Annotated in this window: 12 protein-coding genes; 6 read left to right on the top strand and 6 right to left on the bottom strand. The window is 71.6% G+C overall.

The genetic code is table 11. The annotated features are described in order from the left end of the window. Positions 1-288: 288 nt before the first annotated feature. Entirely contained in the window at positions 289-2403 is a 2115-nt protein-coding gene (locus AB0411_RS08090) for a TerD family protein (protein WP_366416431.1), read from the top strand. A 117-nt stretch (positions 2404-2520) separates the two neighbouring features. Here AB0411_RS08090 and AB0411_RS08085 read toward each other — a convergent pair whose 3' ends face one another. Further along, the gene (locus AB0411_RS08085; RefSeq protein WP_366416430.1) at positions 2521-2751 is read right to left on the bottom strand and encodes a type A2 lantipeptide; all 231 of its coding nucleotides are present in this window, start codon (positions 2749-2751) and stop codon (positions 2521-2523) included. An 828-nt stretch (positions 2752-3579) separates the two neighbouring features. On the opposite strand from AB0411_RS08085, the gene AB0411_RS08080 reads away from it, so the two are divergent. After that, a complete protein-coding gene (locus AB0411_RS08080; RefSeq protein WP_366416429.1) occupies positions 3580-3945 on the top strand; it encodes a hypothetical protein in 366 nt (121 codons plus the stop codon). A gap of 159 nt (positions 3946-4104) precedes the next feature. Here AB0411_RS08080 and AB0411_RS08075 read toward each other — a convergent pair whose 3' ends face one another. From AB0411_RS08075 to AB0411_RS08065, 3 genes are all read right to left on the bottom strand, one after another. Then, positions 4105-4791 (bottom strand): DUF4097 family beta strand repeat-containing protein, encoded by a 687-nt coding sequence (locus AB0411_RS08075; RefSeq protein ID WP_366416428.1) that lies wholly within the window; start codon positions 4789-4791, stop codon positions 4105-4107. Positions 4792-5188: 397 nt separating this feature from the next. Continuing rightward, positions 5189-6391 carry a hypothetical protein gene (locus tag AB0411_RS08070; protein WP_366416427.1) on the bottom strand — a complete coding sequence of 401 codons (1203 nt, stop codon included), beginning with the start codon at positions 6389-6391 and terminating at the stop codon, positions 5189-5191. Positions 6392-7449: 1058 nt separating this feature from the next. After that, the gene (locus AB0411_RS08065; RefSeq protein ID WP_366416426.1) at positions 7450-7983 is read right to left on the bottom strand and encodes a MarR family winged helix-turn-helix transcriptional regulator; all 534 of its coding nucleotides are present in this window, start codon (positions 7981-7983) and stop codon (positions 7450-7452) included. Between the two features lie 302 nt (positions 7984-8285). Here AB0411_RS08065 and AB0411_RS08060 point away from each other — a divergent pair, with 302 nt between their 5' ends. The 3 genes from AB0411_RS08060 (at position 8286) to AB0411_RS08050 (ending at position 11152) form a co-directional block, all read left to right on the top strand. Then, positions 8286-9365 (top strand): alkene reductase, encoded by a 1080-nt coding sequence (locus AB0411_RS08060; protein ID WP_366416425.1) that lies wholly within the window; start codon positions 8286-8288, stop codon positions 9363-9365. 278 nt (positions 9366-9643) lie between these two features. Continuing rightward, positions 9644-10423 carry a LamG domain-containing protein gene (locus tag AB0411_RS08055; RefSeq protein ID WP_366416424.1) on the top strand — a complete coding sequence of 260 codons (780 nt, stop codon included), beginning with the start codon at positions 9644-9646 and terminating at the stop codon, positions 10421-10423. A gap of 144 nt (positions 10424-10567) precedes the next feature. Then, positions 10568-11152, top strand: coding sequence for a sigma-70 family RNA polymerase sigma factor (locus AB0411_RS08050; RefSeq protein WP_366416423.1), 585 nt, complete (start codon positions 10568-10570; stop codon positions 11150-11152). A 3-nt stretch (positions 11153-11155) separates the two neighbouring features. Here AB0411_RS08050 and AB0411_RS08045 read toward each other — a convergent pair whose 3' ends face one another. Beyond that, entirely contained in the window at positions 11156-12097 is a 942-nt protein-coding gene (locus AB0411_RS08045; protein ID WP_366416421.1) for a hypothetical protein, read from the bottom strand. A 260-nt stretch (positions 12098-12357) separates the two neighbouring features. On the opposite strand from AB0411_RS08045, the gene AB0411_RS08040 reads away from it, so the two are divergent. Beyond that, complete coding sequence (locus tag AB0411_RS08040) at positions 12358-16737, top strand: FtsK/SpoIIIE domain-containing protein (RefSeq protein WP_366416919.1); 4380 nt, start codon at positions 12358-12360, stop codon at positions 16735-16737. Positions 16738-16861: 124 nt separating this feature from the next. Here AB0411_RS08040 and AB0411_RS08035 read toward each other — a convergent pair whose 3' ends face one another. After that, complete coding sequence (locus AB0411_RS08035; protein ID WP_366416420.1) at positions 16862-21439, bottom strand: DUF6531 domain-containing protein; 4578 nt, start codon at positions 21437-21439, stop codon at positions 16862-16864. Positions 21440-21443: the final 4 nt, after the last annotated feature.

Genomic DNA, 21443 nt, shown 5'->3' with positions numbered 1-21443 from the left:
ACATACGCCGAGGAATCCGGCGATGCGACACTGGACGCCCACCGGATGGCCCGCACGCGACCGCTGGGACGACCCGTCGGGGGCGGCGCCGAGGCGGCCGCTGGTCGGGCGCGGGGCGACCGCGGAATGCGCGGGCACTCCGTCATGCTCACGACCTTTCGGAACGTGCCCCTCTCACCCGTTTCGCCCGCTAAGGTGCCCCGCAGGGGAAGGTGTGACGCACCGCACACGTCACGCGAGGGGCTGCCGGGGTGCGTGCCGGAGCGTCTGTGTACATCTGGGGGCCGCATGCGGAAGTTGGTCAAAGGGGCAAATGTCAGCCTGCGGGCGCTGAGTGACCACACCGGCTCTGTGGTGTTGAGCCTGGCGTGGAGCAGCGCCACCGGTGAGGGCGACGCGGATGTCTCCGTGCTCCTCCTGGACGAAAACGGAAAAGTGCGCAGCGACGCAGACTTCTACTTCTACAACAACCCCGTCGCGGAGAACGGAAGTGTCCAACTCCTCGGCAAGACACCGACGGCCGACGGCAACGAGGACCGCATCAGTTTCGACCTCGAGGCGATCGCACCGGACATCGACCGGGCCGTGGTGGCCGCGAGCCGTTACGGCGGCGCCCGGTTCGGGGATCTCGACGACCTGGGTCTGACGCTGGCCGATGCGTCCGGCGAGAGCCTGCTCCAGTTCTCCGCAGAGGACGCCGGGGAGGTCGGCGCGTTCATCTTCGGTGAGCTCTACCGGCGTTCCGGCGAGTGGAAGTTCCGAGCCGTCGGCCAGGGGTACGCATCCGGCCTGGCCGGTCTGGCGACGGACTTCGGCGTCAACATCGAGGACGATGCCGCCGAGGAAACGACAGCCGAGGAGGCCGGGCAGGAGCGGGAGCCGGACCGGGAACAGCAGCCGGAGGAGCCGGAGCAGAGGCAGGACCGGACGCAGGAGACGGCCGCCGCGCGGGCGCCGTCCGCCGCGGTGCAGCCGCAGTCGATTCCCGCCCCCAGGGCGTCCGGGAGCGCCTCGGACGCCGCGCCGGCCGCGAGGAAACCGGCCGCACGACCGCGTACCGCCCGGAAGAAGGTCACGCTTCCCAGGACGGCGAAGCAGTCGCTCGCCGAGAACGAGTCCTGGCGCGCGGCCCGCCTCTTCCCGGTCTCCGCGCTCAGGAACGACCGGGAGCGCGAAATGCGCGCCACCTCGGTCCTGTTGTCGGTCATGGCCCAGGTCCCGGAGTTCGGCCGTCGTCTCACGGCCGCCTTCGGCGCGCCCGCCGGCCGGATGGAGACCTTCACCGAGGTGTCGCTGCCGCACGGCGACTCCCCCAGGCGCCCGGACGGCGTGGTCCGCGTGGAGCGCGCCGGCAAGCTGTGGACCGCGCTGATCGAGACGAAGACGAACGGCCACCCGCTCAAGGCGGATCAGGTCCAGGCATACATGGACATCGCCGCCCGGCGCGGCTACGAGGCCGTGATCACGCTGTCCAACGATGTGGCGCTGGAAGGCCGCCCGCTGGTCGACGTGAAGCTGGACGGCCGGCGCAAACACAAGGTCGCCCTGTGGCACCTGTCGTGGGCGGAAGTGGTGCACCAGGCGCAGATGCTCATCCGCCACGAGGGCGTGGGCAACGCCGCCCACGCATGGCTGCTGCAGGAGCTGCTCCACTACCTCCAGCACGAGAACTCCGGCTGCCACGGGTTCCAGAACATGGGCTCCGCCTGGGTGCCCGTACGCAACGGGATCGACGACGAGACCCTGTGCCAAGGGGACCCGCGGGCCGTCGAGGTCGTCGAGAACTGGGAGCGGCTGGTGCGGCAGGTGTGCCTGCGTCTGGGCGGTGAGCTCGGGCAGAAGGTGCTGCCCGTCCAGCGCGCCCGGCGTGGCACCGATCCTCATGCCCGTCGTGCCGCGCTGGCCGACCGGCTCTGTTCCCAGGGACGGCTGCATGCCGAACTCCGCATCGAGGGCACACCCGGGACCCTCGCCCTCACGGCGGATCTGCGCACGGGAAAGCTGCGCTCGTCGATCGAGGTGCCGGCGTCCGAGCAGGGCTACCCGCTCACCTGGGCCAAGCGCCTGATCCGCCAACTCGCCGCGGCGCCGGCGGACCTGCACGTCGAAGCCCTCGTCGACGGCCCCGGAGCGGGACCGCGCGGAACCCTGGAACGTCTGCGCCCCGAGCCGGCCGACATCCTCCCGAAGGACGGTGCGCAGATCACCGGCTTCCGCCTGTCCCTGTTCCGGAGCATGGGCAGCGGCCGCGGCAGTGCCGAGACCGGGTTCATCCGCAGCGTCGACGACGTCGTGGACCGCTTCCACGCCCATGTCATCACCCACCTGGACCGGCGCACGCCCCGTCGCGCCCAGAACGCCGAACCGCAGTCCGGCGCCACGTCGGGGACCAGGCGCCGATAACGCGAAACGCCCTGGCCCCCGGAGCGGAAGCGCCGGGGCCCAGGGCGGCCCTGCCGGTATTGGAGGGGGCCGGTAGGGCGGGTCACGCGGACCGGGTGGTCCTTGGTGCGTGGTGTCTCAGACGGTGAGGCCGCCGGAGAAGCCCGCGTTGCCGGAGACGGGGCCCACGTTGGCGTTCAGGCCACCCGCGACCGAGCCGCTCGCGGAGGGCAGGGCGGGCAGGCCGGGCAGCGCGGAGGCCGCACCGCTCGTGAGGTTTTCGGTGCCGAGAATTCCGCCGGAGACGTTCTCCAGGTCGCTGTCGGCGATCTCGCGAGTCTCGTTCTGGGGCATGGCGTCCTTACGCATGGCAGGCCCTTCCCTTTCGTTTCGTGCGGTGATCCTGAGCCATATCGAGCGACCCGGCGACGAGCTGATGCAACCGGTTCGACGGTCGTCCGACATCCGGAAGCGAAGGAGCAACTCCCGCCTGGACGGCGGAGGTGCAACTTCCGAATGACGCGGATCAAACCATGGTCCACGGCTACTCGGCCACCCTGATCCGTCCGAAATTTCTGCAGACGTTTCGGTATCGCGGCATGTCGGCGAGCCGGATTTTCGACCGGATGGTGACAACTCCTTCACGTACTTTTCCGAGGCCGCGGCTTGCGGCGGGAGCCGGTGTGGTCGCGCGGAGGGCATAACAGCCCCAAATGCGGTGTGCAGCCCGTGACCTGTGTGCGCCGGACCTGCGAGTGTGCCCTTTGTGTGTGGAGAATGCGCAGAGTTGCCGGACCGCCGTGCCGAGGGAATGTGTCGCAGAATTTCGGTTTCACGTGCTGTGTCGCGGTCGGAGGGGCTCCCTTTCGGGTTGGGGCGTTCGCGGGGGTTTCGCCGCCGGTGGGGCGTCGGGGGGCCGGCGGCCCGGGAGTTGGGCGGGCCGGCGGTCCGGGAGTGGGCCGTTCCCCCTTTCCGCAGGTCGAGCAGGTGGAGCGGGAATGCCTTCGCGGGGCATATCGGATCTGTTCCGGCGGCCGGGTAACGCAATGACGTACTCATGGCGCAGAAGGGAATGCGGGTGTGCCCTGTGACCCGTATGCGGCCATCGACGTAATGCCCCTGGAGGAGGAGGAAACGAAACCGCCCGGCCGTGTCCACCTCGCTGCCAAGGTCTCGTACGCGTCAGATTGGGAAGCCGTGAACAACATCGAACCCCTGCCGGGAAACCAGCCCTTCGACTACTACGCCCCGAGCGACCCCTACCGCTCCGAACGCCATCGGGACGGCTCCGCCGCCAGGCGGACAGCGCTGATCATTCACACGATCGCCGACATCGCCGCCGTGTTCCTGGGCCTGTGGATCTTGCTCTACCTTCTCGAAGCGAACCGGGCCAATGTCTTCGTCGGTTTTGTGCAAGGCGTGGCGGACTTTCTGGCCTGGTGGTCACAGGACATCTTCACCATGGACGCGGAAGGATTTCGGGTCTTCCTCAATTACGGCCTTCCGGCCGTGATCTACCTGCTGGTCGGGCACGGCATCGCCGCGCGTCTGCGCCGGCTCTGAACGAGGGTGCGGGGCGCGGCCTCCGGCGGAGGCGATGCCGGGCGCCATCCACCCACGAGTGCCGCGAAGGGCAGGCGCCCCGCCGGCCACCCGCCGCCGGTCCCCGGCCTGCCCTTCATCCACTCCTGCGGAGGCTGCCGCGCCCCCGCCTGTGCTCCGTTACTCCGCCCGGTCCACCCGCACGCTGCCGTTCTGACTCGTCAGCTCGATTTTCCGGTCGCTGCCCTTGCTGTTCGGCACCGACGAATGCGCCTGCCCGTTCGTCGCCTTGGTCGTCACCCGGTACTTGTCTCCGCCCTTCGGCAGCGTGACGTTCACATTCCCGTTGGCGGCGGACGCGGTGACTGTCCGCGGTGCCGCCCCGAACGTGGCCTTCACGCGCCCGTTGGACGTTGTCGCGGAGAACTCCTCCGACGTGATGCCGGTCGCCGACGCATTGCCGCTCGACACCGTCATCCCCAGTTTCCCGGAAACGTTGGTCACCTCCGCCGAGGCGTCCTTGACATGGAGTTCCAGCGGCCGCGCGAGACCCTGCGCGCGGACCGGGCCCGCGGTGCTCTCCAGCGCCACGGCCGCGCTCTTCGGCACGAACACCGTGTAACTCCCCTCACAGGAAAGGGAGATACCGCTGCACTCGGTCCGCAGGGTCAGCGTGGACCCGTCCAGGGACCACGCGGAGTTGCCCGGATCCGCGGCCTTCCCCTTCAGCGTCCGCTCCACGCGCACCTTGCCGTCACCGGTGCCGGCCTGCAGCTGCACTGATGAGTTGGTCGCCCTGATGGCGAGCTTCTTGCCCGGGTAGGAGAAGTCCCGCTTTTCGCTTGTGCTTTTCTCTTCGGCCGTCATGCCGCACGAACTCACCGCAAGAGATACGGCTAACGCTCCCAGTACAGCGGGAATCACACGCGCGCGATGTACCATCGTTCCCCCTTCGGCAGACGGTGATACACCCCGCCCCTTACGGCATGGCATCCCGTCATTTCGTTGCAGCGGTCCGGTCTTCCGGGACCGTGCACCGGCCAATTCACTCTACGCGCACCGGTACCCGCGTTCTCCGCTATGACCGAAAAGCGGTGCCCTGCCAGGAAGTTCGGGACTTTCTGTCACTCGCCAATCGAAATAACGGCTCCAGGGCAACCCTCGTGACACCCGCTGCGTCCCGGCGAAATCGCCTCGCCCCCACGGCGCCCTTTGCCGTGCCGCTGTCCAGCCGTCCGCCGTCCCGCCGCCCCTCGCCGTCGAATCAGCCGCGTCCGGTGAACTGCTGTCCCACGCCGAGCCGGCGCAGGTCGGCGAGGACCTTCGGGTCCTGGGCGTCCAGCCAGTCGCAGAGCTGGCGGAAGGAGACCATCCGGACGTCCTTGTGCTTGGCATCGGCGATGTGCTTCATCGCCTCCTCGACGGCGTCCATGTAGATGCCGCCGTTCCACTGCTCGAAGTGGTTGCCGACGAAGAACGGCGCCCGGTTGGTCTCGTAGGCCCGCTTGAAGCCGCCGATGTAGGCGTCGGTGGCCTGCTTGCGCCAGGCGGGGTAGTTGGCCGGCGGGGCCTTGGTGGAGTTCTTCGACTGGTTGGCCAGGATGTTGTAGTCCATCGAGAGGACGTCGAAGGTGTGGCCGGGGAACGGCATGCCCTGGAGCGGGAAGTCCCACAGGCCCTGCTTCTTGCCGGGCCAGACCTGCAGGCCGCCGGGGGAGCTCGCGTCGTACCGCCAGCCGCGCTTGCGCGCCGTGGGCAGCAGGTTTTCCTGCCCGAGCAGGCACGGCGTACGGCTGCCGACCAGCTCCTTGGTGTAGTCGAAGGGCAGCGGTTCGACGTCGGTGAAGCCGGTGTTGGTCCGCCACTTGGTGACGAAGGACATGGCCTGCTCGATCTCGTCGTCCCACTGGGCGGGGGTCCAGTGCTTCACCGAGCCCGAGCTCTCGCCGCAGAAGTGGCCGTTGAAGTGGGTGCCTATCTCGTGGCCCTCGAGCCACGCCGCGCGCACGTTCTTCAGCGTCGCCTTGATGTGCTCGTCGGTGAGGAAGTCGATGTCGGAGTGGCCGACGGGGTTGTTCGGCGGGCGGTACATGCGCCTCTTCGACTCGGGCAGCGTGTACAGCCCGGAAAGGAAGAAGGTCATCGAGGCGTTGTGGTCCTTGGCGAGCTTCCGGAACCGGGGGAAGAGCCCGTTGCCCACCTCGCCCGCGCCGTCCCAGGAGAAGACGACGAACTGCGGCGGCTTCTGGCCGGGCTCCAGCTTCTCCGGCGCGGACGGCTGGTTGGGCTGCTTTCCGGTGTACGACGTGGAGCCGTCGCCTATCGGCTTGCCCTGCTTCGTCTGGCCGGGCCTGGTGCCGACCTTTCCGGAGCCCGACGATCCGGAAGAGGTGCAGCCGGCGACGGAGAGAGCGGCTGCCGCCCCTATTCCGAGCCCGAATATCCCTCGGCGGCTGATTTCACGCATGACGGTCCCCATTGCATTCGTTCGGAGTTCTGGTGAGCGGGGCGCCCGGAGAAGCGGGACGCCCAGAGAGATGAGAAGACAGACCCCGGGGTTCCATTCCGGCCACGAGAAGCGGAATTTTCCACGGAGGGTTGTGCATTGCTTACGCTCCGAATTCCCCGGAATTGACCCCGGGCGGCGGCGGTCCGCGGCGGATTGCCGGTGCTCCTCGGCCTCCCGCTGCCGGTGGAGCCCGACCCGTGCCAGGGCTGCCCGATCCGCGCCGTGCCGGGCCGGGCGTACCAGGGCTCACCCGGGGCGTCGCCTAGGCGGCTGTTCCGGCGCGACGGCCCCTGCTGTCCGGCGTCATCTCCTGCATCGTGTGCTCCCCTATGAGTGGTGCGGGGCGAATTCCGAAGGCCGCACCGCCCCCCGAGCGACGCCCTTGGACGCACATGACTCTGTCGGGGATCGCTAGCGAGCCATTAACGCCTCACTAACAAGGGGCTCCGCAGCAAGGAGAAGCGCAACCGGCCCGCAGAGCGGCGGTCTTGGCGGCGCGCCGGGGGCCGCGGGCCGGTGCTGCGCTCGGCCGAGGCCCACCATTTTCCTCAACCGGAATGCGGGCGCGGGGTGTTCGCGAAAACATCCGTGGAAATCGCGGGGGCGAGGCGCGTGTCGGGTGAACGGAGGTGTCGCGACGGGGGTGTGCGGCGGCAGCTCGGATTCCCCGGAGCCGTTCGCGGCCCGATCGAGCGCCCTGCGCGAGGGCCGCCCGAGCCGGCCGGGTGCACGCGATGCAGGGCCGGCGCATGCGGCCCGCGGTGCTCCCGCCGACGACCACGCCCCGGGTCCGTGGCCTGGGGCTCCGGATGCCGACGGGTGGCTATCTGCAGCGCCTGCGGCAACCCGCGGTCCAGCACGTCCCGCGCGCGTCCCCCTTCCCGATGGCGCAAGGCCGCGCTGCTCGGCACCGCCGCGGGCACCGCCCTGGTTCCGCCGCCGGCACCGCCCTGGTCCGTCACCGCACCGGCCGACCGCGGCGGGCCGCGATGGGGCGTCCTTCCCCGAACGGGCCGCTACGGGGCACCCTCCCCCGAACGGGCCGCCACCCGCGCGAGGTTGTCCTCGATGCGGCGCAGGGTGTGCAGGGCTTCGGTCTGCTGGTCGGGGGTGAGGCCGCCCGCGGAGGCGTCTTCGAGTTCGGCCCAGATGCGTTCGACCTCGCGGCGCAGCGCCTGGCTGGCGGCGGTCGGTTCGATGAGGACGGCGCGTTTGTCGTCGGGGCAGGGGCGGCGGCGGACGAAGCCGGCGTTCTCCAGGCGCTTGATGCTGCGGGTCATGGTGGCGGCATCGGAGTCGATCAGGCGCACGAGGTCGGTCTGCCGCTGGGGGCCGAGTTCCCACAGGTGCATCATGACCAGCTCCTGGCCGAGGTGGAGGCCGAGGGGGCGCAGGAGCTGCCCGGCGATCATGCGGTGCAGGCGGGCCACGCGGAAGATCGCGTGGCTGACGGGCCCCGCGTGGGCGGCGGCGGGCACCGGCACCGTGGCCTCGGCGGGTGCGGATGTCGACGGCTTGCTCGGTGTGTCCCCGTTGGTCGTCCGGCTCATCTGATCGTCATTGTCCCTTCCCGGCTGAACTTTGCCGGACAGTGATCCGGCTCCCATGGCGCCGATACAGCCAGGATAGCCATCCTTCGCGCTCCGTGGCCCCCTTGTGCCCGCCGGGCGGAATCTGTACGTCAAACAGGGGTTTTCGGGGGAGTGGAGCGACGGGTGACGTGGTTCACGCCGGGGCCGGGATGACCGCGGGCGCTTTACTTGTTCGGACAGGTAATGGTGTGCTGGGCACCGCACACCGAGGGCGCGCCGCCAGGCCGGGCGGCCTCCCGTTCGCCACGAAAGGAATGATCATGACGACCGCGTTCGACCCGATCGAGCTGGGCGGCAAGCGCCTGGCCAACCGCATCGCGATGGCGCCGATGACCCGCAGCCGCGCCTACGGGCCGGGGGCCGGCGCGACGGAGCTGATGGCGGCCTACTACGCCCAGCGGGCCGGCGCCGGCCTGATCATCACCGAGGGCGTCCAGCCGTCGGTGGTCGGCCAGGGCTACCCCGACACCCCGGGCCTGCACTCCGCGGAGCAGGTAGCGGCCTGGCGGCAGGTGACCGACGCGGTCCACCGCGAGGGCGGAGTGATCTTCGCGCAGCTGATGCACACCGGCCGCATCGGCCACCCCAGCCTGCTGCCCGACGGCCTGATCCCGGTGGGCCCCTCCGCCGTCGCCGCGAAGGGCCAGGTCTACACCCACCAGGGCCCCCAGGACTTCGTCACGCCGAAGGAGCTGGAGCACGACGAGATCGTGCGGACGATCGCCGACTTCGCCGACGCCGCGCGCAACGCCGTCGCCGCCGGATTCGACGGGGTGGAGCTGCACGGGGCGAACGGCTACCTGATCCACCAGTTCCTCGCCCCGAACGCCAATCAGCGCACCGACGCCTGGGGAGGCGACGCCGCGGGCCGGACGCGCTTCGCCGTCGAGGTCGCCCGCGCCGTCGCGGAAGCCATCGGCGCGCACCGCACCGGCATCCGTATCTCCCCCGGCACCCCCTTCAACGACATCGCCGAGACGGACCCGGCGGACCTGGAGGAGACCTACACGGACCTGGTGGCCGCACTCGCCCCGCTGGACCTGGCCTACCTGCACGTCCTCGAAGGCCCCGACCGGAGCCTGACCGAGCGCCTGCGCAAGAACTGGCCCGGCACGTTCGTCCTCAACCCCTTCACGCACCCCGAGCCGACCGGCCACGACTCCCTCGGCCTGATCGAGAACGGCACCGCGGACCTGATCGCCTTCGGCGCGCTGTTCCTGGCCAACCCCGACCTGCCCCGCCGTCTCGCGTCCGGCGGCCCCTACAACGAGCCCGACCGCACCACCTTCTACGGCGGCGACGAGCGCGGCTACACCGACTACCCGGCCCTGCCCGCCTGACCGGCCACCACCCGACGACGGGCCCGGCGCACCCGCCGGGCCCGTTCGTCATGCCGGGGCGACGCCGGTGGACCGGGACGGCCGGAGCACCCCGATCAACCACCTGGATGCGCCCATAACGCCTGCCCCCGCACGTTCCCCCGCAGCCCCGCACATTAAGGGGCGCCCACGTCCGGCCACCCGACGGCCTGTCAGACTTTGCGGGAACGTTGAACCACTTCCGGAACGGACACGTGGTCACCAGTGACACCTGTATGCCGTACGTCCCGGGGAGATCCATGACGCGCAGATGGTCGCTCATCACCACCATCGCCGTACTGACCGTCGCGCTGGCCTTCGTCGTCACCCAACTGGTGCGCGGACAGGGGGCCGAGAAGTCCGGGAAGGACCAGGCAGGGGGAAGCTCGGCCACGCCGGGCCCGGGGGCCGGTGGCGGGTCGCTGCGCGGCGTCGGGTGGTGGCCGCTGCACCGGTCCGGCACCGCGAAGGCCGGTGAGCACGACGCCGTCGTCAAGGACGGCGGGCAGTGGAGCGACGGCCCCTGGGGCGGCGCCCTGCGGCTGGACGGCACCAGCGGCTACGCGGACACCGGTACCCGGATCGACACCGCCGGCAAGGACTACTCGGTCGCCGCACGGGTGCGGCTCGCCCCCGAGGACATGAACGGCTTCCACACCGTGCTGTCCCAGGACGGCGACCGGGCCAGCACGTTCTACCTCCAGTACTCCGGCCAGGACCAGAACTTCGCGTTCAGCTTCACCGGCGCCCGTACCGTCGCCGACCGGGCCGAGCAGCCGCAGGCCGGCCGCTGGTACCACCTCACCGGCACCTACCGGCAGAAGGACCACCGGATGCGGATCTACGTGGACGGCCGGCTCGCGGGAAGCAGGACGGCCACCAGCACGGTGCGGCCCACCGGCTCCGTGGTGATCGGACGCGGCAGGTTCGACGGGAAGGCGGCCGACCCCTGGAAGGGCGAGGTATCCGATGTGCACCTCTACGACCGGGAACTGACGGCTCGCGAGGTGCGCTCGCTCTCCTCCCGCGAACCGGGCTGACGGCGGTACCGGGCGGGTTCACCGCCGCCGCGGGCCGGCGGGCACGCCGTACGGAGCGGACGACCGCTCGCGGCGGCGCCCGTCGGCGTGCCCGCGGCCGGCCGCACCCGTCTTCCCCACAGACGACCGGAGAGGAAAAGGCCTTTGTCGGCCAGCGCTTCGACCGAAGACTGCATATCCCGCCCCTGCCCCGCGGAACTCCGCCCCGACGAGTTCCTCAGAGCCCTCTACCACTTCCACGGCAGCGCCTTGCTGCAGTTCGCCGCGCGGCGGCTGGGGGGCGACTGGCACCGCGCCGAGGACGTCCTCCAGGAGGTCGCGATACGCGCCTGGCGCCACGCCGGGGAGCTCGACCCGACCGCCGACTCGGCGCGGCCGTGGCTGTTCACCGTGCTGCGCAACCTCGTCATCGACGGTCACCGGGCCCGCCAGGCCAGACCGCCGGAGACCGGCGACCCGGAACTCGCCCACCTTCCGGTGTCCGACGAGGTGGACCACATCCTCACCTCCCAGGTGCTCATCGAGGCGCTGCGGGATCTGCGGCCGCCGCAGCGCGAGGTCCTGCTGCACGTGCACTACCTGGGGCGCAGCGTCAACCAGACGGCCCGGGTCCTCGGCGTGCCGCCGGGCACGGTCAAGTCGCGCACGTACTACGCCGCCCGCGCCCTGCGGGAGGCGCTGCACAGCCGCGGCCTGCACGCGGGCGGCCAGGACCGGGCCGCCGGATGAGACTCATGCGAAACGCCCCGCGTGCCGGGTGATCGCCAGACCGAGTGGTCCGGTGTCGAGCGATCCGTCCGCACCGGCCCGCCAGGGCCACGCGGCAGGCGCGTCGCCGAGCACCAGCAGCGCGTCCCCGCGCCGCAGGCCGTCCAACGCCCCTTCCCGCCGCGGCAGCTGTGAGGCGTCCACGACGAACAGGTGGGGCGCCTCGCCCTGGACGGCGATCCGGCTGCTGCCCTCGATCAGCCGGAAGATCTGGGTGACCTCGGACGAGCCGGGCTCCGGCGCTCCCGGGGCCGCCGACGCCGCCCTGGCGAACGCCTCCTCCAGGCTGGCCGCGGAGTGCAGCCGCGAGGTCCGCGGCGCGGCGCCGGCGAGGAACCCGTCACCGGCCAGGGATCCCACCAGGGTGACCTCGGCGAGCGCGCCCACCGGGCCGGCCAGCGCCTCGGCGACGACGGCCTCGGCCAGGCCGCGCACCTCCTCGTCCGGGCCCGTCACGGCGACCGGCCCCGCCGCCCGGGAGAGGTCGACCAGCACCCGGTCGGCGCCGTCCAGGCCCACCGTCACCGTCAGCGCGTACGGCAGGGCCGGTTCGCCCTCCGGGCCGGGGCGGTGCAGGTCGTCGGGCGAGATCGTCCAGCGCTCGCCGTCCGCCTCGGCGGCCCAGGGCGCGGGGGCGGACTCCTCCCGGCCGGCCAGCAGCAGTCCGAGGCGCTCCTCGGAGTAGACGACGGCGTACAGGTCGGGCAGCGACCGGCCGGAGCGCAGGCACTCGCCCGTCAGCCGGCGCAGGCCCGCGTCGACCACGTCCAGCGCCTCGCGCCCCACGACGGCGGCCGAGGCGGCGGCGGGCTTCGGCGGGCGGGGCCGCCGCTCGGTGACGATCAGCGCGGCCACCGCCCCGATCAGCGCCAGCCCCAGCACCACGGCCAGGACGTACCAGATCATCTTCTGACTCCTTGTCGGGTCGCCCCGGCGGCGGGGCCGGGACGGGCAAAAGCGGGGGCGGCACCGCGGCGCGTCGCGGTGCCGGGTACCTGAAGGCCACTACGGCGCCCGCCCGCGGATGGTTCACGGACGCGGGGCGGACGGGCCCGTGAACCATCCGCGGGCGGGCGCCGTAGGTCCCCTCAGTGGCACGGGAGCCGTCGAGCAGGACTCCCGCGGCCCCCCATTCGCGCCGGCTGGAGGACGTTTTCGTGTCGTTGATGTTGACCGTGGTCGAGGGGGGCGGTGAGGCGTTCGACGTCCACCTCGACGCCGACCCCGACACGCCCGTGGGGGCCGTCGCGGAGGCGCTGGCCGGGGCGGGCGGCGTCCCCCGGCCCCCGGAGGGCCTCGGCCTGTACGCCGGTGACCGGCTGCTGCCCGCGGACCTGCGGCTGCGGGACGTGCCGCTGCATCACGCGGCCGTCGTGGGCCTGGGGCGCCCGGCGGGCACCGCGTCGGCCGAACCGGACGGGCTGGTGGAGGTCCGTGCGGTCGGCGGGACCGGGGCGGGCGCGGTGCACCGGCTCGACATCGGCGAGTACCGGATCGGACTGGCGCACGACGGCACCGCCCAGGTGCTGCGCGCCGTACCGCACCGTCCCTTCGCCGTCCTGACCGTCGGCCCCGGAGGACGCTGCCGCGTGGCGCCCGACGCGGCCGCGCCGGACGGCCCCCTGCAGCTGGACCGCGAGGACCTCGCCGGGGCCACCGCCTGGCCGGCCGGCGCACAGCTCCTCGTCGGCGGCTGCCTGCTCGAACTCGCCCTCCCGCAGACGCCGGACGCGGCCCTGCAGCCCTCGGAGGACGGCACCGGCCGCGACTACAACCGGCCGCCGCGGCTGCGGCCGGCCGAGAACGCCACCCGCTTCACCCTGCCCTCCCCGCCCGCCACGCCCGCCGCCCGGCCGCTCCCGTGGATCACCGCGGCCGCCCCGCTGGTGATGGCGGGCGTCGGGGCGCTGGCCTTCGGCCGCATGCAGATGCTGTTCTTCGGGCTGCTCTCCCCGGTCGTGATCGTCGGCAACTACCTGATGAGCCGGCGCAACGGACGCCAATCGCACTCCGACGAGGTCGCCGCCTACGAGGAGAAGAAGGCGCGCATCGAGGGCGAAGCGGAGCAGGCCCTGGCGGCCGAACGCACCGCCCGGCGCCGTGGCTTCCCGGACCCGGCCGAGGTCGTGCTGACCGCCGTCGGCCCCCGGCGCCGCCTGTGGGAGCGCCGCACCTCGGACGCCGACTTCCTGGAACTGCGCATCGGGACCGCCGACCTGCCCTCCGACGTGGTGCTGACGGACCCGACCAAGGACGAACACCGCCGCCAGGACCCGTGGACCGCGTACGACGTCCCGGTGACCGTGCCGCTGCGCGAGCACGACGTCCTGGGCATCGCCGGCGAGGGCCCGGCCGCGCGCGCCGTGGCCCGGTGGGCCATCGCCCAGGCCGCCGTCCTCCACAGCCCCCGTGACCTCCAGATCCACCTGCTGACGACCGGCGGTCCGGGCCGGGACGGCTGGTCCTGGCTGCGCTGGCTGCCGCATGTGCGCAAGAAGTCCGGCGACACCCCGGCGAGCATCGGCTACGGCACCGAGACCTGCGCCCGGCGGGTCGCCGAACTGAACGCGCTGATCGCCGAGCGCGCCGGACGGGAGGACCGGCGGAGCCGGACCGCCGGGCCCGACGTGCTGGTCGTCCTCGACGGGGCCCGCAGGCTGCGTTCGCTGCCCGGCGTGGCGCAGATCCTGCGCGACGGACCGTCCGTCGGCGTCCGCGCGGTCTGCCTGGACGCCGAGGAGCGGCTGCTGCCCGAGGAGTGCCTCGCCGTCGTCGCCGAGGAGCCCGGCGGAACCGTGCGGGTGGGACGCTCCGGCCGGGGCACCGTCGGGGGCATCCGGCCCGACGAGGTGTCCCCGGACTGGTGCCGTTCGCTGGCCCGGGCGATGGGCCCGCTGCGCGACCCGGGCGGGGGCGACGAGGAGGCCGCGGTGCTCCCCCAGTCCGCGCGGCTGCTCGACGTCCTCGCCCTCGACCCGCCGCGCGCCGACGGCATCCGGGCGCGCTGGACGGCCGGCGGCCGCTCGACCCGGGCCGCCGTCGGCGTCTCCCTGGACGGCCCGTTCTTCATGGACCTGCGGCGCGACGGCCCGCACGGGCTGGTCGCCGGCACCACCGGCTCCGGCAAGTCCGAACTCCTCCAGACGCTGGTCGCCTCGCTCGCGGTGGCCAACCGCCCGGACGCGATGACGTTCGTCCTCGTCGACTACAAGGGCGGCTCCGCGTTCAAGGACTGCGTGCACCTGCCGCACACCGTCGGCATGGTCACCGACCTCGACGCCCACCTCGTCGAGCGCGCCCTGGTGTCGCTGACCGCGGAACTCACCCGGCGCGAGCACATCCTCGCCGCGGCCGGCGCCAAGGACATCGAGGACTACGTCGACCTCCTGGAGCGCGAGCCGGCGGCGGGCCGCCCCCCGATGCCCCGGCTGCTCATCGTCATCGACGAGTTCGCCTCGATGGTGCGCGATCTGCCGGACTTCGTGAAGGGCCTGGTCAACATCGCGCAGCGGGGCCGCAGCCTCGGCATCCACCTGATCCTGGCGACGCAGCGCCCCAGCGGCGTGGTCTCCTCGGAGATCCGCGCCAACACCAACCTGCGCATCGCGCTGCGGGTCACCGACGCCGGCGAGAGCCAGGACGTCCTCAACTCCCCGGAGGCCGCGGGGATCTCGCAGAGCACACCCGGCCGGGCCTATGTGCGCCTGGGCCAGAACTCCCTGGTGCCGTTCCAGTCCGGCCGGGTCGGCGGTCGGCGGCCCGGCGCCGCGGCCGCCTCGCTGCCGGCGCCCTGGGCGGTGGCGGTCGGCTGGGAGCGGCTCGGCGAGCCGCTCCCGGCGCGGCCGCGCGCCGCGGCCGCGCCCGCCGAGGCGGAGACGGACCTCACCGGGCTCGTCGCGGCGATCCGCGCCGCGGACCGGGAGATGGGCATCCCCGCGCAGCACAGCCCCTGGCTGCCGCCGCTGCCCGACAAGCTGGTCGTCGGCGACCTGCCCCCGGTCCCGCCCTCGGACTACGACCTGGCGCCCGTCGCGTACGGCGTGGTGGACCTGCCCGCACAGCAGGCCCGGCTCCCGCTGGTGATCGACCCGGCGACGCTCGGGCACCTGCACGTGGTCGGCTCGCCCCGGCAGGGCCGTTCGCAGACGCTGCGCACCCTCGCCGGCACGCTGGCGAGCGTCCACTCCCCGGCCCAGCTGCACATGTACGGCATCGACTGCGGCAACGGCGCGCTGCTGGCCATGGAGGGGCTGCCGCACTGCGGCGCCGTCACCCAGCGCACCCAGCCCGACCGGGTGGCCCGGCTGCTCGCCCGGCTGACGGCGGAGCTCACCCGGCGGCAGGAGATGCTCGCCGCCCGCGGCAGCGCCGACCTGACGGAGCTGCGCCGCGCGCTGCCCGAGGACGAACGGCCGCCGCACCTCGTGCTGTTCCTCGACCGGTGGGAGGTCTTCGACAAGCAGCTCGGCGAGTACGACGCCGGGAACCTGCTGAATTCGGTGCTGACCCTGCTCAGGGACGGCGCGAGCGCCGGCATCCACCTGGTGATGACCGGTGACCGGGCGCTGTTCTCCAGCAAGGTCAACAACTCCACCGAGGACAAGCTCGTGCTGAAGCTGAACGAGAAGTCCGAGTACGGAATGATCGGCATCACCCAGCGGAACGTGCCCGACGAGATCCCGCCGGGCCGCGCCTTCCGCGGCGCCGACAAGGCCGAGGTGCAGATCGCGCTCCTCACCGGCAACCCGGAGGGCCAGGCGCAGGCCGCGGCGCTCCAGCAGATCGCCGAGCAGTGCCGGCAGCGGGCCGCTCACCTACCCGCCGCCACCCGGCCGTTCCGCGTCGACACCCTGCCGGACCGGCTCACCTTCGAGGAGGCCGCCCGCCTCGTCCCGGCCCGGCGCTCCGCGCGCTGGGCGCTGGCCGGCGTCGGCGGCGACGAACTCACCGCGCTCGGAGCGGACTTCACCGTCACCCCGACGTTCCTCGTCGCCGGTCCCGCCCGCTCGGGCCGCAGCACCGTCCTGTCGACGCTGGCGCTGGCCCTGCTCTCGGCCGGCACCCCGGTCGTGGTCGGGGCCCCCGCCCGCTCGCCGCTGCGCCGCCTCGCCGGACGGCCCGGCGTGCTCGCGGTGTTCGACGACGCCGACCTCGACCCCACGGCCCTGGAGACGGCCCTGGCCTCCGCGCCCGACGGGGCGGTGGTGCTCCTCGACGACGCGGACCTGCTGCTGAAGACGAAGGCCGAGCCGGTCCTCACCCAGATCGCCAAGTCCGGCGCCGAGACCGGCCGGGGCCTGGTGATCGCCGGCCAGACCGACCGCCTCTCCTCCGGCTTCTCCGGCTGGCACACCGAGGCCCGCCGCAACCGGTGCGGGCTGCTGCTCAAGCCGCAGAACATGAGCGACGGCGAACTGATCGGCGTCAAGGTCCCCCGCAGCCGCCTGGGCGCGACCCGCCCGGGGCGGGCCATCCTGCACCTGGGCGACGGCGTGCTGCGCACCGTGCAGGTCCCGGAGACGGTGCTCCCGGCGACCGAGGGCTGATCCCCGCGCGGTTGCGCGACAGAGGGCTCCCGCCGACGCGTTCGGCGGGAGCCCTCTGTGGTGTGCGGACGGCGTTCGCCACTGCGCGATGCGCCGGCGTCGAACGTCGACTCTGTCGCCCGAGTCACTTCGTGTTGCGTACTTGCCAGCCTTCTCCGTACATGTGGGCGCCCTGCTTGTTGTACACCGTGGCGTAGCACGAGAGGTACTCGGGAATCAGCGACGAGTAGTTCCGATCGATGTCGGCGGCAACCTGGCCAGTGGCCCCCAGGTCCGCCCCGGTGACCTTCCCGTAGTGCGCGATGACCTCGTACTCCACCGTGTTTCCTGCTGCCACTTCCTTCTTCACGGTCCGTTCGATGGAGTTGAGGTGGTTCAGGTTTCCGGTCTTCGTCAACGGGGTCAGATTGCTCAGGGTGTTGCCCGGCCCGCCGAGATGCTCGTTCAGCAGATGTCCTTGCACCATCTGCTTCTGGAACCACAGCGCCGTGGGCCCGTTTCCGGTCGGCCACCAGGCGGGCTTGACCGACGGGGACTTTCCGGTCAAGTTGGAGTTGGGCCCCAGTTTGACCTTCATGGAGCTGCCGGCGCCGTTGGTCAGCGGGCCGTACGTCGCAGTGCAGGGCGCGAGGCCGAGGGGGTCGGTCCACGCCAGGGGATTCTTGACGTAGGTGTGGTGGTTGAGGGCGGGTTTGAGGCCGAGCGGGTCCGGCGTCGTGTAGCGGGCCGTCTCGGGGTCGTAGTGCCGGAAGTAGTTGTAGTGCAGGCCCGTTTCGGGGTCCTCGTACTGCCCCGGGAAACGCAGCGGTGTGTGAGCGATCGCGTTCCGGTTGCGTGTGGTGACGCCCCACAGCGTGGTCCGGGAGCGCCAGGCGATGGTGCCCTGCTCATCGACCAGTTCGGTGGGGGTGCCGACGAGGTCGGTGACGAGGGCGAAGAAGCGGGAGTCGAACTCGTCCTCGCTCCTCGGCTTGCGCTCCAGCTGCGTGAGGGGGCGGTGGCCCTCGTGGTCCCAGGTGAGGATGACGCCGGTGGTGCTGTCTGTCTGCTCGGCCAGGCGTGTTTCGTCCCAGGTGAAGTACACGGCTTCGGCCGCCGTGACGCCGTCCTCCGCCATGCGGTACTTGGCGGTGCGGCGGCCCATCGGGTCGTAGGTGTAGTGCCACCGGGTGCCGTCGGGCGTGACGCAGGCGACGAGGTGGTCCTCGGTGTCCCACTCGTAGCGCCAGGTGTCGGGCTTCTTCGACAGGCGGCGCTTCTGTCGCAGCACCATGCGGCCCGCGTCGTCGTATTCGTACCGGACCGTGCCGGCGGAGAGCAGACGGGTGTCGGTGTAGGTCCGGGAGCCTCGTGCCTCGGTGCGCGGCGCCTTGTCGGGCCAGTTGGCCTCGGTCTGGTTGCCTGCCTGGTCGTAGGCGTAGGACTCGGTCCAGCCTTCGGCGGTGACCGTCAACGGGCGTCCCACCCGGTCCAGTTCCATCGCCTTGCTCGTCCCCGTCACCTCGTCGGTGATGGCGGAGACGTAGTTGTCCGCCCGGTACGCGTAGGTGCCGGCCCGAACGACCCCGCCCGGGGTGGTAAGCCCCTGTGCGACGGGGCGACCAGCCATGTCCCAGGTTGTGGTCATGGCGACCTGCGAGGCGGTCGTGCCCAGTGCGCGGACGAGTTCATGGCCGAGGAGGTCGTGAGTGAACTCCATCCGGTGGCCGTCGGAGGTCAGGGAGGTACGGCTGCCTGCCTGGTCGTAGGCGAGTTCGGTGTACGCGCCGGTGGGCGTGGTGCGGGAGGTGCGACGCCCCATGAAGTCGTAGGTGTAGCGGGTGGTGCGTCCGTCGACGGTTTCCGACAGCAGGTTCCCCGTGATGTCCCGCTCGAAAGTGAGCGTGGAGGTGGGGGACACCGCGCGGAGGAGCGCGCCTGCGGCGTCATAGGTGTAGTCGGTCCGCACCCCGGCCGCGTCCTTGGACGTCAGCTGACTGAGTTCGTTGTACGTGTAGCCGATCTCCTCGCCGAGCGGTGTCGTGCGGGAGGTGACCCGGCCCAGCGCGTCGTGGGCGTAACGGATTTCGCGGTTGTCGAAGTCGGCCTCCTTGATGAGACGGCCGACGCGGTCGTAGGTGTAATCCCAGTGCAGGCCCTGCGGGTTGGTGACTCGGGTGGGGCGGAGCTCGGCGTCGTAGACGAAGGTGGACCGGGCGCCGTCGGGGTCGGTACGCGCCGCGAGCCGGTCGAAATGCGTGTACTCGAAACGGGTGGTGGCGCCTGCGGGGTTGGTGTGCGTGAGGCAGTTGCCCTCGCCGTCCCAGGTGAAGCGTTCGGTGCGGCCATCGATTGCTGTGCGCTCCGATACGCGGCCTTCGACGGTCCATACCGTGCGGGTGATCGCACCCAGTGGGTCGGTGAGGGCGGTGGGGCGGCCGAACGCGTCGCGTTCGAGCAGGGCGGTTCCGCCGGAGGCATCCGTGACGGAGAGGGGCAGACCGGCGGCGTCGTTGTCATACGTGGCTGCTGCGCCCGAGGCGTCAGTTGCGGTCGCGATGGCACCTGCGCGGTCGTGGGTGAACCTGAGGGTGCCCCCGTCCGGCCCGGTCAAGGCAGTGGGATTGCCCCGCTCGTCGTACGCACAGTGCCACGTCGTCCCGTCGTGACCGGTCGAGGAGAGTGGAAGGTTCAGTGCGTTGTACGTCGCCGTGGACCGGCTGCCGTCCGGTAGCTGGACGGCGGTGGGGTTGTGCGCCAGGTCGTACTCGTACCGGACCGTGTGGCCGAGGGCGTCGGTGCGGGCCAGGAGGTTGTCGTAGCGGTCCCACTCGGAGGTGGTGGTGTTGCCGAGGGGGTCGGTCACGGCGGTGACCTGGTACAGGTCGTTGAGCTGGTAGACCGTCGTGGCGCCGCAGGCGTCGGTGTAGTGCGTCTGCTGCTGGTCGGGGTCGTAGTTCCAGCGTGAGGAGAGGTAGCCCTCGGGGCCGATGGTCTGTGTGACGCGGTTGTCGTCGTCGTAGACGTAGCGGTAGGTGGAGTCGTTGCGGTCCGTCCAGGCGGTGATGCGGGACCGGTCATCGTAGGTGAACTCCAGCGCCTTGCCGGAGGAGTTGGTGACGTGGGTGAGGTTCCCGGCGTCGTCATATCCGTAGGACATGACCTCGACGGGACCGTCGGGTGTGGTGACCGTCAGCCGTGTGACGCGGCCGATGGGGCACTCGAGGGTGACGTGGTAGCCGCCGGAGTGGATCAGCGTCGTCGGGGTGCCGTCCGCCAGCCGGGAGACGCCGACCTCGTTGCCGTTGCGGTCCTGCCACCCGGTGAGCCAGTACAGGCCGCTGTTGTCGTCGGGGTGGTCCGCGAAGGTGCGGACGAGGCCCGAGTGCGGATCGGCGATGCGGTAGCTGACCTCGCCCGTGGTGCCGGTTCCCGCGCAGGTCAGCGGCAGGCGGGGGCCTTCCTCGGGCCACACCGGCTCGTCCGCGTCGGCGGCGGGAAGGCTCGGGTAGGTCAGGATCGAGCCGTCCTCGCGGGCCCACCACATCCGTCCCCGGTCGTCGGCTTCGAGGCGCTCGTCCAGGGTGGAGGCCCAGGAGGGACCGAAGAACTGGCCGTAGCGGTACGTCGACAGATGCGTGCGCCGGAGGTCCAGTGGCAGCACGCCGGGCAGCGTCAGATCGGTCTGCTGGAGCAGCATTTCGCCGCTGGCCACATCGACCGGGTCGGTCGCGCAGGTGCGGTTCTCGATGTCTCGGACGTTGATGCGGTTGTTGAGCGACGTGATCGAGTTGGGCTTGCTCCCCTTGAGGACCGAGCCGATCCCCCCGAGGCCCTTGAGGGCTGCGGCCCCGCCCCCGACCAGTCCCACCACGCCGAGCACGACCTCCAGGACGTTCCACTCGCCTGTCTCGGCCATGATCGACATGTTGATGCCGAGCGACGCCGCGCCGGCCACGATGCTGCCGATCGTCAGGGCGATGCCGATGCCCTGGAGGCCGGGCACCAGCATCGCCAGCACGCCCAGCACCGCGCTGATGATGCCCAGGGCCGTGCTGAACGCCTTCTTGATCTTGTCCCACAGGCTGTAGCCCGCGACGGACTCGTCCTTGGCGTCGTCCAGCTTCTGCGCCGCCGTGGAGGCGTCCTCCTCCCGCACCTGCCGCGCGTCCTCCGCCAGCATGCGGGCGGCGTCGAGATCGGCCTGTGCGTCATCGGCGTGGCCCTGCGCCGTGGACTGCTTGCTGTGGGCCTCGTCCAGCGCGCGCCGGGTGCTCGCCCGCGCCTCGTGGTCGTCGGGAGGGTGGGTGGCCGCGTCCAGCCGGCCGATGTCGGCCCCGGCCGCCCGCACCACCTCGGTGGCGGACTCCAGCCGTTCCTTGGCGTCGCGCCCCTTCTCCAGGGCGTTGTCGGCGTTGCGCTGCTGGTCGCGCAGCGAGTGCACATACGTGTCCAGGGCGCCGGCCGCCTGGTCGTAGGAGCTGTGCAGCTTGCGCACCTGCTCGGCCAGGTCACCGAGCTTGTCCCGGAGCTTGTCCATCGTCTTGCCCTCGCCCACCTGCTGGTTCTCCAGCCCGGAGACGAGGGGGAGGGCGTCGCCCGCGTTGTCGGCCACGGAACGGTAGCTGCGCGCGAGTTGTCCGAGCACCTCCGCATCACCCGGAGTCGGGTCGTCCTCGAACCCGAAGACCGATTCCCATTCGGACACCGCTGGACGCGCCATGGCC

The sequence above is a fragment of the Streptomyces angustmyceticus genome (assembly GCF_040701845.1).
In the GTDB taxonomy this organism is placed as follows: Bacteria; Actinomycetota; Actinomycetes; order Streptomycetales; family Streptomycetaceae; genus Streptomyces; species Streptomyces angustmyceticus_A.
Note: the sequence above shows the minus strand (reverse complement) of the source record. Positions and strands in the feature narration are given on the sequence as shown.

What these genes read in the sequence shown, in the direction of transcription:
- AB0411_RS08070 (WP_366416427.1), bottom strand. Translation starts at nt 6,391, where the DNA reads ATGCGTGAAATCAGCCGCCGAGGGATATTCGGGCTCGGAATAGGGGCG.
- AB0411_RS08085 (WP_366416430.1), bottom strand. Translation starts at nt 2,751, where the DNA reads ATGCGTAAGGACGCCATGCCCCAGAACGAGACTCGCGAGATCGCCGAC.
- AB0411_RS08045 (WP_366416421.1), bottom strand. Translation starts at nt 12,097, where the DNA reads ATGATCTGGTACGTCCTGGCCGTGGTGCTGGGGCTGGCGCTGATCGGG.
- AB0411_RS08055 (WP_366416424.1), top strand. Translation starts at nt 9,644, where the DNA reads ATGACGCGCAGATGGTCGCTCATCACCACCATCGCCGTACTGACCGTC.
- AB0411_RS08075 (WP_366416428.1), bottom strand. Translation starts at nt 4,791, where the DNA reads ATGACGGCCGAAGAGAAAAGCACAAGCGAAAAGCGGGACTTCTCCTAC.
- AB0411_RS08040 (WP_366416919.1), top strand. Translation starts at nt 12,358, where the DNA reads ATGTTGACCGTGGTCGAGGGGGGCGGTGAGGCGTTCGACGTCCACCTC.
- AB0411_RS08090 (WP_366416431.1), top strand. Translation starts at nt 289, where the DNA reads ATGCGGAAGTTGGTCAAAGGGGCAAATGTCAGCCTGCGGGCGCTGAGT.
- AB0411_RS08065 (WP_366416426.1), bottom strand. Translation starts at nt 7,983, where the DNA reads ATGAGCCGGACGACCAACGGGGACACACCGAGCAAGCCGTCGACATCC.
- AB0411_RS08060 (WP_366416425.1), top strand. Translation starts at nt 8,286, where the DNA reads ATGACGACCGCGTTCGACCCGATCGAGCTGGGCGGCAAGCGCCTGGCC.
- AB0411_RS08035 (WP_366416420.1), bottom strand. Translation starts at nt 21,439, where the DNA reads ATGGCGCGTCCAGCGGTGTCCGAATGGGAATCGGTCTTCGGGTTCGAG.